The organism is Citrobacter sp. KTE30, from assembly GCF_000398825.1.
Lineage (GTDB): Bacteria > Pseudomonadota > Gammaproteobacteria > Enterobacterales > Enterobacteriaceae > Citrobacter > Citrobacter freundii.
Genome location: NZ_KB976055.1, coordinates 464177 through 479097, shown reverse-complemented (window position 1 = coordinate 479097; position 14921 = coordinate 464177). Strand labels below are relative to the sequence as shown.

Below are 14921 nucleotides of genomic sequence, written 5' to 3'. Positions count from 1 at the left end.
CCTGATAATTAAATGATTTTGCGAAGATTCTCGACAAACGCGGCAATCTGTTCTTCACCGTCACCTTCAATGACAACGCGCTGACGCTCGCGCTGTTTCGGCGCAGCAACCTGCTGTGCGGAATACGCCTGCACGCTGTTCAGCCCAATGTCTGCAGGTGACCAAACCTGAACCGGTTTTTTCGCCGCACCAAGAATGGCTTTCATGGAAGGGATTTGAGGGGTGTTGATGTCAGTAGAGACCGCGATAACCGCCGGAAGCGGGATACTCAGGGTTTCAACTTCATCTTCCAGTTCACGCTCTACCGTCAGAGTGCTGTCGGTAAGAGAGAGGATTTTGCTCACGCCGTTTATCGCCGGCACGTCCAGCATTTCGCCCACCAGCAGACCAACCTGCTGAGCATAAAGATCGGAAGAACCGTCGCCGCAAATAAGCAGATCAAAACCGGATTTTTGCACGGCGGCAGCCAGCGCAGTGGCAGTTTGTTGCGGCAGCGCCTGTTCAAATTGATCGTCAATGACAACAATCAGTTCATCAGGGCCACGGGAAAGCACATCTTTGCGCCCTTTTGCATTGGTCAGCGCTTTGCCTCCGACGCTCATGGCCACAACCTGAGCCTCTCCCACCTGCTGTTTTAACTGGCAAGCCGCTTCGATCGCATTCAGATCATATTGGCTGATTTTGCCATCTGCTTTGCTGAAATCGAGTGTTCCATCAGCATTATTAATCGCAATATCCTGCTCATCAGGTACGCATTTGTAGCAAGTAATTATCTTCATTGCATCTCCAGAAATCATGAAGGAAACGTATTTATATCGGCGGTGTTAAATACAGATATCACGCTCTTTAATTCGGAAATAAAACCTTAATCACCAATATTGAAAATGTCACACATTGAAATTCGTAACTTTCAATAGTGTTACATGCCTCACCAATATTGAAAGAATCACGTCAAATATGAAAATTTTCAATATTGTCTGCGGGTTCAACAATATTGAACGCCAGTCACTTAAAAAAGTTAAAAAACCAATATCAAGATTTTGATTAATAAGGAAATTATCTAGATTTCCAGACAAAATAATCAGCATAGAAAAGTGTGATACAGATAACAGAATAGCCGGAAATGAATACCCATTATGAGTTACTCACTGAGGCGCCCCAGAGGTTAAAAAGTCATCAACAAATCATTAATAATAAATAAACAAACGATCACATACGGGCACGCTAAATAAATTTCGTTTTCACACTGGAATTCACTTATGAAAAATGAAAAGAGAAAGTCGGGAATTGAACCGAAGGTTTTTTTTCCGCCATTAATAATTGTTGGGATACTTTGTTGGCTAACAGTAAGAGATCTTGATGCCGCTAACGTCGTTATTAATGCGGTATTCAGTTATGTCACCAACGTCTGGGGTTGGGCATTCGAATGGTATATGGTCGTCATGCTCTTCGGATGGTTCTGGTTAGTCTTTGGCCCGTATGCCAAAAAGAAATTAGGCGACGAAAAACCCGAGTTTAGTACCGCCAGCTGGATTTTTATGATGTTCGCCTCCTGTACATCCGCCGCGGTGCTGTTCTGGGGTTCCATCGAGATCTACTACTATATCTCTACCCCGCCGTTCGCTTTGGAGCCCAATTCCACGGGTGCGAAAGAGATCGGTCTGGCGTACAGCCTGTTCCACTGGGGGCCGTTGCCGTGGGCAACCTACAGCTTCCTTTCTGTGGCCTTTGCCTATTTCTTCTTTGTGCGCAAGATGGACGTCATCCGTCCCAGCTCCACGCTGGTACCGTTAGTGGGCGAAAAGCATGCGAAAGGGCTGTTCGGCACCATCGTTGATAACTTCTACCTGGTGGCGCTGATCTTCGCGATGGGTACCAGCCTCGGTCTGGCGACGCCGCTGGTAACCGAGTGTATGCAATGGCTGTTCGGTATTCCGCATACGCTGCAATTAGATGCCATCATCATTACCTGCTGGATCATTCTGAACGCCATTTGCGTAGCCTGTGGCCTGCAAAAAGGAGTCAGAATCGCCAGCGACGTGCGTAGCTACCTGAGCTTCCTGATGCTGGGCTGGGTGTTTATCGTCAGCGGCGCCAGCTTCATCATGAACTACTTCACCGACTCGGTCGGCATGCTGCTGATGTATCTGCCGCGCATGCTGTTCTATACCGATGCCATCGGCAAAGGCGGATTCCCGCAGGGCTGGACTGTTTTCTACTGGGCGTGGTGGGTCATTTACGCCATCCAGATGAGTATCTTCCTGGCGCGTATTTCTCGTGGCCGTACCGTGCGTGAACTGTGCTTTGGGATGGTGCTGGGCCTGACCGCTTCCACCTGGATCCTGTGGACAGTCCTTGGCAGCAACACGCTGCTGCTGATGGATAAAAACATTCTCAACATCCCGCAGCTGATTGAACAACACGGCGTGGCGCGCGCCATTATCGAAACCTGGGCCGCCTTGCCATTCAGCACCGCCACCATGTGGGGCTTCTTTATCCTCTGCTTTATTGCCACCGTCACGCTAATTAACGCCTGCTCCTACACCCTGGCGATGTCCACCTGTCGCGAAGTTCGTGATGGTGAAGAACCGCCGCTGTTGGTGCGTATCGGTTGGTCCGTTCTGGTCGGCGTCATCGGCATCGTTCTACTGGCGCTGGGCGGGCTGAAGCCGATACAGACCGCGATTATCGCCGGAGGATGCCCGCTGTTCTTCGTCAACATCATGGTGACGCTGTCCTTTATTAAAGACGCCAAAGTGCACTGGAAAGACAAGTAATTCTTATTAACCCAATTGATCAAGAGGCTGAAAGATGGATTTCAACTTAAATGACGAGCAGGAACTGTTTGTCGCCGGTATTCGTGAACTGATGGCCAGTGAGAACTGGGAAGCTTATTTTGCCGAGTGCGATCGCGACAGCGTCTACCCTGAGCGTTTTGTAAAAGCACTGGCAGATATGGGCATCGATAGCCTGTTGATCCCGGAAGAACACGGCGGGCTGGAAGCCGGTTTTGTCACCGTTGCCGCCGTCTGGATGGAACTCGGCCGCCTGGGCGCGCCAACCTATGTGCTGTACCAGTTACCGGGGGGTTTTAACACCTTCCTGCGTGAAGGGACTCAGGAACAAATCGATAAAATCATGGCGTTCCAGGGAACAGGTAAGCAGATGTGGAACTCTGCAATTACCGAACCGGGAGCGGGATCGGATGTTGGCAGTCTGAAAACCACTTATACACGCAAAAATGGTAAGGTTTATCTTAATGGCAGTAAGTGCTTTATCACCAGTAGCGCCTATACCCCGTACATCGTAGTGATGGCGAGAGATGGTGCATCGCCGGATAAACCTGTTTATACCGAGTGGTTTGTTGACATGAGCAAGGCGGGTATCAAGGTCAACAAACTGGAGAAACTCGGTCTGCGTATGGATAGCTGCTGTGAAATCACCTTTGATGACGTTGAACTGGACGAGAAAGACATGTTCGGTCGGGAAGGTAATGGCTTCAACCGCGTGAAAGAAGAGTTTGACCATGAACGCTTCCTCGTCGCACTGACCAACTACGGTACGGCAATGTGCGCTTTTGAAGACGCAGCGCGTTATGCCAACCAACGCGTACAGTTTGGCGAAACGATCGGCCGTTTCCAGCTGATTCAGGAGAAGTTCGCGCACATGGCGATCAAACTGAACTCCATGAAAAACATGCTGCTGGAAGCCGCATGGAAAGCAGATAACGGCACTATTACCTCGGGCGACGCGGCCATGTGCAAGTACTTCTGCGCCAACGCGGCATTTGAAGTGGTAGACACCGCCATGCAGGTGCTGGGTGGCGTGGGTATCGCGGGTAACCATCGCATCACGCGCTTCTGGCGCGACCTGCGCGTTGACCGTGTTTCTGGTGGTTCTGACGAAATGCAGATCCTGACGTTGGGTCGTGCGGTATTGAAGCAATACCGTTGATTCGTTCGTTTCGTAGGCCGGATAAGGCGTTTACGCCACCATCCGGCAATATGCCCGGTGGCGCTGCGCTTACCGGGCCTACAAAAAAAATGCCAGGAGAAAAATGATGAATCATTTACCAATGCCAGCCTTCGGCCCGCTTTCCGGGGTACGCGTTGTCTTTTCAGGGATCGAAATTGCCGGTCCGTTCGCCGGACAGATGTTCGCCGAATGGGGTGCTGAGGTTATCTGGATTGAAAACGTCGCATGGGCCGATACCATCCGCGTGCAACCTAACTATCCGCAGCTCTCACGCCGTAATCTGCATGCCCTGTCGCTGAATATTTTCAAAGATGAAGGCCGGGAAGCGTTTCTGAAGCTGATGGAAACCACCGATATTTTCATTGAAGCCAGTAAAGGCCCGGCCTTTGCCCGCCGCGGTATTACCGATGAAGTGCTGTGGGAACATAACCCGAAACTGGTTATCGCCCACCTTTCCGGCTTCGGCCAGTTTGGTACCGAGGAGTACACCAATCTTCCGGCGTATAACACCATCGCACAGGCGTTCAGTGGCTATCTGATCCAAAACGGTGACGTGGATCAGCCAATGCCAGCCTTTCCGTACACCGCCGATTACTTCTCCGGGATGACCGCAACGACAGCGGCGCTGGCGGCTCTGCACAAAGTCCGCGAAACGGGTAAAGGTGAAAGCATCGATATCGCCATGTACGAGGTGATGCTGCGCATGGGTCAGTATTTCATGATGGATTACTTCAACGGCGGCGAAATTTGCCCACGCATGACCAAAGGCAAAGACCCGTATTACGCTGGCTGCGGCCTGTATAAATGCGCCGATGGCTATATCGTCATGGAGCTGGTCGGCATCACGCAAATCAACGAGTGCTTCAAAGATATTGGCCTCGCCCACATTCTTGGCACACCGGAAGTTCCGGAAGGTACCCAGCTTATCCATCGCGTGGAATGCCCTTACGGCCCGCTCGTGGAAGAGAAACTGGACGCGTGGCTGGCAACACACACCATCGCCGAAGTCCAGGCGCGTTTTGCTGAGCTGAATATCGCCTGCGCGAAGGTGCTGACCATTCCGGAACTGGAAGGCAACCCGCAGTACGTTGCCCGTGAATCCATTACTCAGTGGCAAACAATGGATGGCCGCACCTGCAAAGGGCCAAACATCATGCCGAAATTTAAAAACAACCCGGGGAAAATCTGGCGTGGCATGCCGTCACATGGCATGGATACTGCCGCCATTCTGAAAAACATTGGTTATAGCGAAGCAGACATAAATGAGCTGGTCGGCAAAGGCCTGGCCAGAGTTGAGGAATAAACGCGACGCGCTGACCGCTCATTGGTTAGCGCTCACGCCTGATTTCAGTGGATAAAGCAATATGGATATCGTTGGCGGACAAAACTTACGTCAGATGTGGGACGACCTGGCCGGGGTGTACGGAGATAAAACGGCGTTAATTTTCGAATCCTGCGAAGGAGTCGTTCGGCAATTTAGCTATGCCTCGCTCAATGAAGAGATTAACCGCACGGCAAACCTGTTCCATTCCTTAGGGATCCGCAAGGGCGATAAGGTCGCATTGCATCTGGATAACTGTCCGGAATTCATTTTTTGCTGGTTTGGGCTGGCAAAAATTGGCGCCATTATGGTACCGATTAATGCCCGCTTACTGGGCGAAGAAAGTGCTTGGATCCTGCAAAACAGCCAGGTAAGCCTGCTGGTCACCAGCGCCCAGTTTTATCCTATGTACCGCCAGATACGGCTGGAAAATACCACACCGCTTAATCATATCTGTCTGATTGGCGAACAGCTTCCGGTTGACGACGGCGTGAGCCACTTTACCCAACTGCAATCCCGCCAGTCGACTACGCTGTGTTATACGCCCGCGTTATCCACTGACGATACGGCGGAAATTCTGTTTACCTCAGGCACCACTTCACGGCCTAAAGGGGTGGTGATTACCCACTACAACCTGCGTTTTGCAGGCTACTACACTTCCTGGCAAATCGCTCTGCGCGATGATGACGTCTACATGACGGTGATGCCCGCTTTTCATATCGACTGTCAGTGTACCGCCGCAATGCCCGCATTCTCCGCTGGCAGCACCTTTGTGCTGCTAGAGAAGTACAGTGCCAGGGCGTTCTGGAATCAGGTGCATAGATATAAGGCGACGGTTACCGAATGCATTCCGATGATGATCAGAACGCTGATGGTACAACCTGCCGCGCCAACCGACAGACAGCATCACCTGCGCGAAGTAATGTTCTATCTCAATTTATCCGCACAGGAAAAAGACGCCTTTACCGAACGCTTTGGCGTCAGGCTGCTGACCTCCTACGGTATGACTGAAACCATCGTCGGTATTATCGGCGACCGTCCCGGTGACAAACGACGCTGGCCCTCCATTGGCCGCGTGGGATTTAGCTATGAAGCCGAAATCCGTGACGATCACAATCGTCCCCTGCCCGCCGGAGAAATTGGCGAAATCTGTATTAAAGGCGTGCCGGGCAAAACAATCTTCAAAGAGTACTATGCCCAGCCGGAGGCTACCGCCAAAGCGCTGGAACCTGAAGGCTGGTTACATACCGGAGATTCGGGCTATCAGGATGCGGATGGCTATTTTTATTTCGTCGACAGACGCTGCAACATGATTAAACGCGGCGGAGAAAATGTCTCCTGCGTCGAGCTGGAAAATATTATTTCTGCGCATCCGAAAATTCAGGACATTGTGGTTGTCGGTATTAAAGATTCAATCCGTGATGAAGCCATTAAAGCGTTTATCGTCCTTAATGAAGGTGAAACATTAAGCGAAGCCGAGTTCTTCAGCTTCTGCGAAAACAATATGGCGAAATTCAAGGTTCCCTCGTTTATGGAGATAAGAACCGACCTGCCGCGCAATTGTTCAGGAAAAATAATCAAAAAAAATCTGAAATAACCCTCCCTGTAGGAATTCCTCCTGCCGGGAAATCTATTTATCTGGAGATGAACTATGAGTGAATCATTACATCTGACCCGTAACGGCCCGATTCTGGAAATTACCCTCGACCGGCCTAAAGCCAATGCCATTGATGCCAAAACCAGCTTTGCCATGGGTGAAGCGTTTCTTAATTTTCGTGATGACCCGGAATTACGCGTAGCGATAATCACCGGCGGCGGTGAGAAATTCTTTTCTGCGGGCTGGGACTTAAAAGCGGCAGCTGAAGGTGAAGCGCCGGATGCCGATTTTGGCCCAGGCGGCTTTGCCGGTTTAACCGAAATTTTCGACCTCAATAAACCGGTCATCGCTGCGGTAAACGGCTATGCGTTTGGCGGTGGTTTTGAATTGGCGCTGGCGGCGGATTTTATCGTCTGCGCGGAAAATGCCAGCTTCGCGCTACCGGAAGCCAAGCTCGGGATCGTGCCTGACAGCGGCGGCGTTCTCCGTCTGCCTAAACTGCTGCCACCGGCTATCGTCAACGAAATGGTGATGACCGGCAGACGAATGAGTGCCGAAGAAGCGCTGCGTTGGGGTATCGTCAACCGCGTTGTCAGCCAGAGCGAACTGATGGATAGTGCGCGCGAACTGGCGCAGCAGCTGGTGAATAGCGCCCCACTGGCGATCGCCGCGCTGAAAGAGATTTATCGTGCGACCAGCGAAATGCCGGTAGAAGAAGGCTACCGCTACATCCGCAGCGGCGTGCTGAAGCACTATCCGTCAGTGTTGCACTCCGAAGATGCGCTCGAAGGACCGCAGGCGTTTGCGGAAAAACGCGATCCGGTGTGGAAAGGACGCTGATAACAGATGAGCTATTACGCCTTTGAAGGCCTGATTCCGGTAGTGCATCCAGAGGCGTATGTTCATCCCAGCGCTGTGTTGATTGGTGATGTGATCGTGGGGGCTGGCGTCTACGTCGGCCCGCATGCCTCACTGCGCGGTGACTATGGTCGCCTGATTCTGGAGGCAGGTTCTAACTTGCAGGATGGCTGCATCATGCACGGTTATTGCGACACTGACACCATCGTGCATGAGAATGGGCATATCGGCCATGGCGCAATCCTGCACGGTTGCATGGTGGGCAGAGATGCGCTGATCGGCATGAACAGCGTCATTATGGACGGCGCAGTGATTGGTGAAGAGAGCATTGTCGCCGCCATGAGCTTTGTCAAAGCCGGATTTCAGGGGGAGGCAAGGCAGATGCTGGTGGGCTCACCCGCTCGCGTATTGCGTGAAGTCACGGACCAGGAACTGCACTGGAAACGGTTAAACACCAAAGAGTATCAGGATCTTGCGGTCCGCTGCCGGGCAGGTTTACGCGAAACGCAGCCATTAACGCAAGTCGAAGAACACCGGCCGCGCCTGAAAGGCACGACGGACGTAAAACCCAAATCAGCACAGTAATTGATGCCGGATTCGCTCACGCTTATCCGGCCTACGCGTCAACCACCGTTTATACCGCCATCAGGCAACTGACAATTAGCGACGCATACTCTTGGAGAGCATCATCTGCCATTTCTGCTCACGGTTGAGCTCTGTTGGGGGAACGGCAGACAGCCGCGGCGTTTTCGCCACACTCACCTTTTTTTCCTGCAAATTGTGGCTCAATCGGTTGTAGAGGTGAGAATCAATACTGATGACTTTTACCAGACGCTGGCACTGGCAGCCCCGGCCTGCAATCTGATTAGGGATCATCTTAACTTCACAAACAATTTCTCCCACTTCCGACAGAATATAAGAGAGCGTATTAATTGCTTTGCAGTGTTCAATATCAAAATGGCGGGAAATTTCTTTTGCGGTGATCCAACGATCTTCAGCCATCATCCAGTCAGCAATTAACAAATAAAGCGGTCTTTCAACATATTTTTCACACATAAGCACACCATTTCACAAATTAAAAATCTGGCTACGGCCTGTCCAAATTAATAAAAACTAAGCCATATTAAAATTGTGGATATAAAAGATAGTATGCGACTTGAATGTTGATTAGTGTGAGCAATATCGTGCTTATTACATTGAAAATGTGGTTATGAAACTGCATTTGGCCAGGAATGACCTTACGAGAGATAAAAAAAGGGTTTCTTTACAGAAACCCTTTCAAGATTATATTGCAGGTCCGGTTAACGCAATTATCACCGGACTCTTTGTTTATGACTTTTTGATCTGCGCGTGCATTTCCTGCACCGAGGTCACCTTCTCAGTGGCATCGGCATTCAGCGCCATCGCCGTCGCGAAACCTCCGTTCAGGGTAGTGTCATAATGCACTTTGTACTGCAGGGCGCTACGGCGAATCAGCTTGGAATCCTCAATCGCCTGACGACCTTCGGTGGTGTTGATGATGTAAGTGTACTCGCCATTCTTGATACGGTCCTGAATGTGCGGACGCCCTTCATGCACCTTGTTCACCAGACGTGGATTGATACCCGCTTCGCCCAGCACAATCGCCGTGCCGTGCGTTGCATCCAGCTCAAAACCAAACTTCAGCAGTTTCGCCGCCAGGTCAACCACACGCTCTTTATCGCCTTCGCGAACGGAGAGCAGCGCACGCCCCTGTTTTTTCATGGTGGAGCTGCTGCCCAGCTGTGCCTTGGCGAACGCTTCCGCGAAGGTACGACCTACGCCCATCACTTCCCCGGTAGAGCGCATTTCTGGCCCTAACAGCGGGTCAACGCCCGGGAATTTGTTGAACGGCAGCACCACTTCTTTTACTGAGTAGTACGGCGGGATAACTTCTTTGGTTACGCCCTGCTGTGCCAGTGTTTTCCCGGCCATCACGCGCGCCGCAACTTTCGCCAGCGGTACGCCAGTTGCCTTGGAGACGAACGGAACGGTACGCGCCGCACGCGGGTTCACTTCAATCAGGTAAACTTCGTTATTCTTCACCGCAAACTGAACGTTCATCAGACCGCGAACCTGCAGTTCGAAGGCCAGTTTCTGCACCTGCTGACGCATCACATCCTGAATTTCCTGGCTCAGGGTGTACGCAGGCAGAGAACATGCGGAGTCACCGGAGTGTACGCCCGCTTGTTCGATGTGCTCCATGATGCCGCCAATCAGCACCATTTCGCCGTCGCAGATAGCGTCCACGTCCACTTCAACCGCATCGTCAAGGAAACGGTCCAGCAGTACCGGCGCATCGTTAGAAACGCTGACCGCAGTCTGGAAGTAGCGACGCAGGTCGGCTTCGTCGTAGACAATTTCCATCGCGCGGCCGCCGAGAACATACGACGGACGCACCACCAGCGGGTAGCCAATCTCTTTCGCCTTCTCAACAGCCTGTTCGATAGCCGTTACGGTAGCGTTCGCCGGTTGCTTCAGCTTCAGACGGTCAACCGCCTGCTGGAAACGCTCACGGTCTTCCGCGCGGTCGATGGCATCCGGGCTGGTGCCGATTACCGGTACACCTGCCGCTTCCAGCGCACGCGCCAGCTTCAGCGGGGTCTGGCCGCCGTACTGTACGATGACGCCTTTCGGCTTCTCAATACGCACGATTTCCAGTACGTCTTCCAGCGTGACCGGCTCGAAGTACAGGCGGTCGGAAGTGTCGTAATCAGTAGAGACGGTTTCCGGGTTACAGTTGACCATAATGGTCTCGTAACCGTCTTCGCGCAGCGCCAGAGAGGCGTGTACGCAGCAGTAGTCGAACTCAATGCCCTGACCGATACGGTTTGGACCACCGCCCAGCACCATTATTTTATCGCGGTCGACGGACGGATTCGCTTCACACTCATCTTCATAAGTGGAGTACATGTAAGCGGTGTCGGTGGCGAATTCTGCCGCACAGGTATCCACGCGCTTGTAGACCGGGTGCAGGTTATATTGGTCACGCAGTTTGCGGATTTCCGCTTCGCGAACGCCGGCCAGTTTTGCCAGACGCGCATCAGCGAAGCCTTTGCGCTTGAGTACGCGCAGGAAGTCAGCGTCGAGGCCGTTGATGCCAAGGTCAATGACTTTTTCTTCCAGACGCACCAGCTCTTCAATCTGCACCAGGAACCAGCGGTCGATGTTGGTCAGGTTGAACACACCATCGACGGACAGGCCAGCACGGAAGGCATCGGCGATGTACCAGATACGCTCAGCGCCAGCGTCTTTCAGTTCGCGACGGATTTTGGTCAGCGCTTCAGGGTCGTCCAGGCTGACTTTCGGGTCGAAGCCGGTCGCGCCCACTTCCAGACCGCGCAGCGCTTTCTGCAGCGATTCCTGCTGGGTGCGGCCAATCGCCATCACTTCACCAACAGATTTCATCTGCGTGGTCAGACGGTCATTAGCACCAACGAATTTCTCGAAGTTGAAGCGTGGAATTTTCGTCACAACGTAGTCGATGGACGGCTCAAACGAGGCCGGAGTACGGCCGCCGGTGATGTCGTTCATCAGTTCGTCGAGGGTGTAACCTACGGCCAGCTTGGCGGCGACTTTCGCAATCGGGAAGCCGGTAGCTTTGGACGCCAGCGCCGAGGAGCGGGATACGCGCGGGTTCATCTCGATGACAATCAGGCGACCGTTTTTCGGGTTTACCGCAAACTGGACGTTAGAACCGCCGGTTTCCACGCCGATTTCACGCAGTACCGCCATCGAGGCGTTACGCATGATTTGATATTCTTTGTCGGTCAGCGTCTGGGCAGGTGCTACGGTGATGGAGTCACCGGTATGGATGCCCATCGCGTCGAAGTTTTCGATGGAGCAGACGATGATGCAGTTGTCGTTTTTATCACGCACCACTTCCATCTCGTACTCTTTCCAGCCAATCAGCGATTCATCAATCAGCAGCTCGTTGGTTGGGGAAAGGTCCAGACCACGTTCGCAAATCTCTTCGAACTCTTCACGGTTATAAGCGATACCGCCGCCGGTGCCGCCCATGGTGAAGCTCGGTCGGATGATGCACGGGAAGCCCACGTCAGCAGCAACCGCCAGCGCTTCTTCCATGGTATGGGCGATGCCAGAGCGCGCGGTGTCGAGACCAATTTTCTTCATCGCGATATCAAAGCGACGACGGTCTTCTGCTTTATCAATCGCATCAGCCGTGGCACCAATCATGGTCACGCCGAACTCAGCCAGCACGCCCTGACGCTCCAGTTCCAGCGCACAGTTCAGCGCCGTCTGACCGCCCATGGTTGGCAGCACCGCATCCGGGCGCTCTTTCTCAATGATTTTGCGTACCACTTCCCAGTGAATCGGCTCGATGTAGGTGGCATCGGCCATTTCCGGGTCGGTCATGATGGTTGCCGGGTTGGAGTTCACCAGAATAACGCGGTAACCCTCTTCACGCAGGGCTTTACACGCCTGTGCGCCGGAATAGTCAAACTCACACGCCTGACCGATAACAATCGGACCCGCGCCCAGAATCAGGATACTTTTTATGTCTGTACGTTTTGGCATGGCTCTTTTACTCCTGATTATTTCGCGGACTGACGGTATTGCTCAATTAACTCGATAAAGTGGTCGAACAGCGGTGCAGCGTCGTGCGGACCCGGACTCGCTTCAGGGTGCCCCTGGAAGCTGAATGCCGGTTTGTCGGTACGATGAATCCCCTGCAAGGTGCCGTCGAACAGTGACTTGTGGGTCACGCGCAGGTTGGCAGGCATGGAGGCTTCATCTACAGCAAAACCGTGGTTCTGCGCGGTGATCATCACGGTGTTGTTATCAATATCTTTTACCGGATGGTTGCCGCCGTGGTGGCCAAACTTCATCTTAATGGTCTTCGCACCGCTCGCCAGCGCCAACAGCTGATGGCCGAGGCAGATGCCAAATACCGGAATATCGGTTTCGAGGAATTTCTGAATCGCGGTAATCGCATAGTCGCACGGCGCCGGGTCGCCAGGGCCGTTGGACAGGAAGATACCGTCCGGATTCATCTTCAGAACGTCTTCTGCTGAGGTTTTCGCCGGTACAACCGTCAGGCGGCAACCGCGGTCCGCTAACATACGCAGAATGTTACGTTTAGCGCCGAAATCGTAAGCCACAACGTGGAACGGCAGTTCATCGGCAGATTTTGCTTCCGGCAGGTCACCCGCCAGCGTCCAGCTCCCCTGCGTCCAGCTATAAGGCTCCGCGGTGGTCACTTCTTTCGCCAGATCCATACCGTTCAGGCCAGGGAAAGCTTTTGCCTTCTCCAGTGCCAGCGCCGCATCCGGGTTATCGCCCGCGATGATGCAGCCGTTCTGTGCGCCCTTTTCACGCAGCAAACGCGTCAGCTTACGGGTATCGATATCAGCAATCGCCACAATGTTATGGCGCTTCAGGTAAGAAGAGAGGTCTTCGGTATCGCGGAAGTTGCTGGCAATCAGCGGCAGGTCGCGGATGACCAGGCCTTGCGCATGTACCTGTGAAGATTCTGCATCGGCTTCATTGGTGCCGACATTACCGATATGAGGATAAGTAAGAGTGACGATTTGGCGGGAATAGGAAGGATCAGTGAGGATTTCTTGATAACCGGTCATTGAAGTATTGAAAACGACTTCCCCAACCGCCGAACCTGTTGCCCCTATGGCCCGACCGTGAAACTGGGTTCCGTCTTCCAGAACCAATAGCGCTGACTTAATCAAAACACCCTCCAGAGAATATTCACTCACTTTATTTGCATATTAATTCATTAACACCTCATGAATCAATGCAAATTTGCTTACCTATGGATTTCTGGCAAACGGCGGCATTCTAGAGATAGCCCACGTAAAAGTCTACCCAAAAGGGTAATTTTTATTATTATTTTGCGCCACTGGGATAAATCACACGATTTAACAGGCAAAAAGATCAGCTAACTTGTGGTGGAAAACGCTTGCGGTAGGCAAAGAGTGTAAAAACAGAATGCGGGAGAGAAAAAAGTGGACCATTTGGTCAAAATTTACATTGAGGTAACATAAAAACCCAACAAAACATATACAAACACTCATTTAAAAGAAAAAATATATTCAAAAGATAAAAATTAAAGGGCAATAAAATATTGCCCCATGCAATCAAATAATTATGATTACAATAACCACATCACGAAGGGTAGTAAAAGCTATAAATTACGTAAATCAAGCACATCTTTCATATCAAAAAGACCATTTGACTTTGATTTTAGCCAAATTGCCGATCTCACCGCGCCGTTCGCAAAAGTCATGCGGCTGGACGCTTTATGCGTGATCTCAATACGCTCGCCAATATCAGCAAACATCGCGGTATGCTCACCAACGATATCCCCCGCCCGCACCGTGGCAAAGCCGATCGTGCCCGGTACGCGCTCGCCGGTGTAACCTTCACGCGAATAGACTGCGCAGTCTTTCAGATCTTTATCCAGCGCCCCGGCAATCGCCTCGCCCATCGCCAGCGCAGTGCCTGACGGCGCATCAACTTTATGGCGGTGGTGGGCTTCAATAATCTCAATATCGGTGTAATCGCCCATCACTTTCGCCGCTTTCTCCAGCAGCTTAAGCATAACGTTCACGCCGACGCTAAAGTTCGCGGCGAAAACGATAGCAATCTCCTGCGCGGCATCACGAATAGCCTGTTTACCCGCGTCATCAAAGCCGGTGGTGCCAATCACCATTCCTTTACCGTACTGGCGGCAAAACGCCAGATGCGTCAGCGTGCCTTCCGGGCGGGTAAAATCGATGAAAACATCAAAATCATCTTTCACCGCTTCAAGGCTACTTTGTACGGTAACGCCCGTTTTCCCGGCTCCCGCTAACTCTCCGGCATCGCTTCCTAATAAGGAGGAACCTTCGCGCTCCAGCGCCGCGCCCAGCTGTACGCCTTCCATGCCGAGAGTGGCCTGAATCAACTGACGCCCCATGCGTCCTCCGGCTCCCGCGATGGCAACGCGGATTTGTGCATCATGCATAGCTATTCTCTTTTGTTAATTTTACGTAAATCGTTTTCAGATTAACCAGCGCAACGCTGCGCCGCCAGCCGAAAACGTCGATAATTAGAATTTAATGATAAACAGGCAGAGATATCAGTAAAAGGCATGACGCCACGGAATAAGCAGCGTCATCGGGTTATAAAGCGTGG

At 52.1% G+C, this 14921-nt stretch carries 11 protein-coding genes; 6 read left to right on the top strand and 5 right to left on the bottom strand.

Annotation, left to right across the window (positions count from 1 at the left end):
• Positions 1–8: 8 nt before the first annotated feature.
• The gene (locus WC1_RS20445; RefSeq protein WP_003018893.1) at positions 9–779 is read right to left on the bottom strand and encodes an electron transfer flavoprotein FixA; all 771 of its coding nucleotides are present in this window, start codon (positions 777–779) and stop codon (positions 9–11) included.
• A 480-nt stretch (positions 780–1259) separates the two neighbouring features.
• On the opposite strand from WC1_RS20445, the gene caiT reads away from it, so the two are divergent.
• The 6 genes from caiT to caiE all read left to right on the top strand — a co-directional run bounded on the left by caiT (position 1260) and on the right by caiE (position 8336).
• The gene (caiT, locus tag WC1_RS20450) at positions 1260–2777 is read left to right on the top strand and encodes an L-carnitine/gamma-butyrobetaine antiporter (protein WP_003018896.1); all 1518 of its coding nucleotides are present in this window, start codon (positions 1260–1262) and stop codon (positions 2775–2777) included.
• A 34-nt stretch (positions 2778–2811) separates the two neighbouring features.
• Positions 2812–3954: a crotonobetainyl-CoA dehydrogenase gene (caiA, locus tag WC1_RS20455; RefSeq protein ID WP_003018898.1), complete on the top strand. Its 1143-nt coding sequence runs from the start codon at positions 2812–2814 to the stop codon at positions 3952–3954.
• A 106-nt stretch (positions 3955–4060) separates the two neighbouring features.
• Positions 4061–5278, top strand: coding sequence for an L-carnitine CoA-transferase (gene caiB, locus WC1_RS20460; protein ID WP_003018901.1), 1218 nt, complete (start codon positions 4061–4063; stop codon positions 5276–5278).
• A 61-nt stretch (positions 5279–5339) separates the two neighbouring features.
• Positions 5340–6893, top strand: a complete 1554-nt coding sequence (gene caiC / locus WC1_RS20465) for a crotonobetaine/carnitine-CoA ligase (protein ID WP_003845685.1) — start codon at positions 5340–5342, stop codon at positions 6891–6893.
• Between the two features lie 54 nt (positions 6894–6947).
• A complete protein-coding gene (caiD, locus tag WC1_RS20470) occupies positions 6948–7733 on the top strand; it encodes a crotonobetainyl-CoA hydratase (RefSeq protein WP_003018906.1) in 786 nt (261 codons plus the stop codon).
• Between the two features lie 6 nt (positions 7734–7739).
• Positions 7740–8336, top strand: a complete 597-nt coding sequence (gene caiE, locus WC1_RS20475; RefSeq protein WP_016149530.1) for a carnitine operon protein CaiE — start codon at positions 7740–7742, stop codon at positions 8334–8336.
• A 75-nt stretch (positions 8337–8411) separates the two neighbouring features.
• On the opposite strand, the gene caiF is transcribed toward caiE, so the two are convergent.
• The 4 genes from caiF to dapB all read right to left on the bottom strand — a co-directional run bounded on the left by caiF (position 8412) and on the right by dapB (position 14751).
• The gene (gene caiF, locus WC1_RS20480; RefSeq protein ID WP_003018912.1) at positions 8412–8807 is read right to left on the bottom strand and encodes a carnitine metabolism transcriptional regulator CaiF; all 396 of its coding nucleotides are present in this window, start codon (positions 8805–8807) and stop codon (positions 8412–8414) included.
• Positions 8808–9080: 273 nt separating this feature from the next.
• Entirely contained in the window at positions 9081–12308 is a 3228-nt protein-coding gene (gene carB, locus WC1_RS20485; protein ID WP_003018915.1) for a carbamoyl-phosphate synthase large subunit, read from the bottom strand.
• Positions 12309–12325: 17 nt separating this feature from the next.
• The gene (gene carA, locus WC1_RS20490; RefSeq protein ID WP_003018918.1) at positions 12326–13474 is read right to left on the bottom strand and encodes a glutamine-hydrolyzing carbamoyl-phosphate synthase small subunit; all 1149 of its coding nucleotides are present in this window, start codon (positions 13472–13474) and stop codon (positions 12326–12328) included.
• 455 nt (positions 13475–13929) lie between these two features.
• Positions 13930–14751, bottom strand: coding sequence for a 4-hydroxy-tetrahydrodipicolinate reductase (gene dapB / locus WC1_RS20495; RefSeq protein ID WP_003845676.1), 822 nt, complete (start codon positions 14749–14751; stop codon positions 13930–13932).
• Between the last annotated feature and the right edge of the window lie 170 nt (positions 14752–14921).

Bases quoted from the DNA above. Each gene is read 5' to 3' on its own strand.
- caiF (WP_003018912.1), bottom strand. From the start codon at position 8,807: ATGTGTGAAAAATATGTTGAAAGACCGCTTTATTTGTTAATTGCTGAC.
- caiD (WP_003018906.1), top strand. From the start codon at position 6,948: ATGAGTGAATCATTACATCTGACCCGTAACGGCCCGATTCTGGAAATT.
- caiB (WP_003018901.1), top strand. From the start codon at position 4,061: ATGAATCATTTACCAATGCCAGCCTTCGGCCCGCTTTCCGGGGTACGC.
- dapB (WP_003845676.1), bottom strand. From the start codon at position 14,751: ATGCATGATGCACAAATCCGCGTTGCCATCGCGGGAGCCGGAGGACGC.
- caiT (WP_003018896.1), top strand. From the start codon at position 1,260: ATGAAAAATGAAAAGAGAAAGTCGGGAATTGAACCGAAGGTTTTTTTT.
- caiE (WP_016149530.1), top strand. From the start codon at position 7,740: ATGAGCTATTACGCCTTTGAAGGCCTGATTCCGGTAGTGCATCCAGAG.
- carB (WP_003018915.1), bottom strand. From the start codon at position 12,308: ATGCCAAAACGTACAGACATAAAAAGTATCCTGATTCTGGGCGCGGGT.
- caiA (WP_003018898.1), top strand. From the start codon at position 2,812: ATGGATTTCAACTTAAATGACGAGCAGGAACTGTTTGTCGCCGGTATT.
- caiC (WP_003845685.1), top strand. From the start codon at position 5,340: ATGGATATCGTTGGCGGACAAAACTTACGTCAGATGTGGGACGACCTG.
- WC1_RS20445 (WP_003018893.1), bottom strand. From the start codon at position 779: ATGAAGATAATTACTTGCTACAAATGCGTACCTGATGAGCAGGATATT.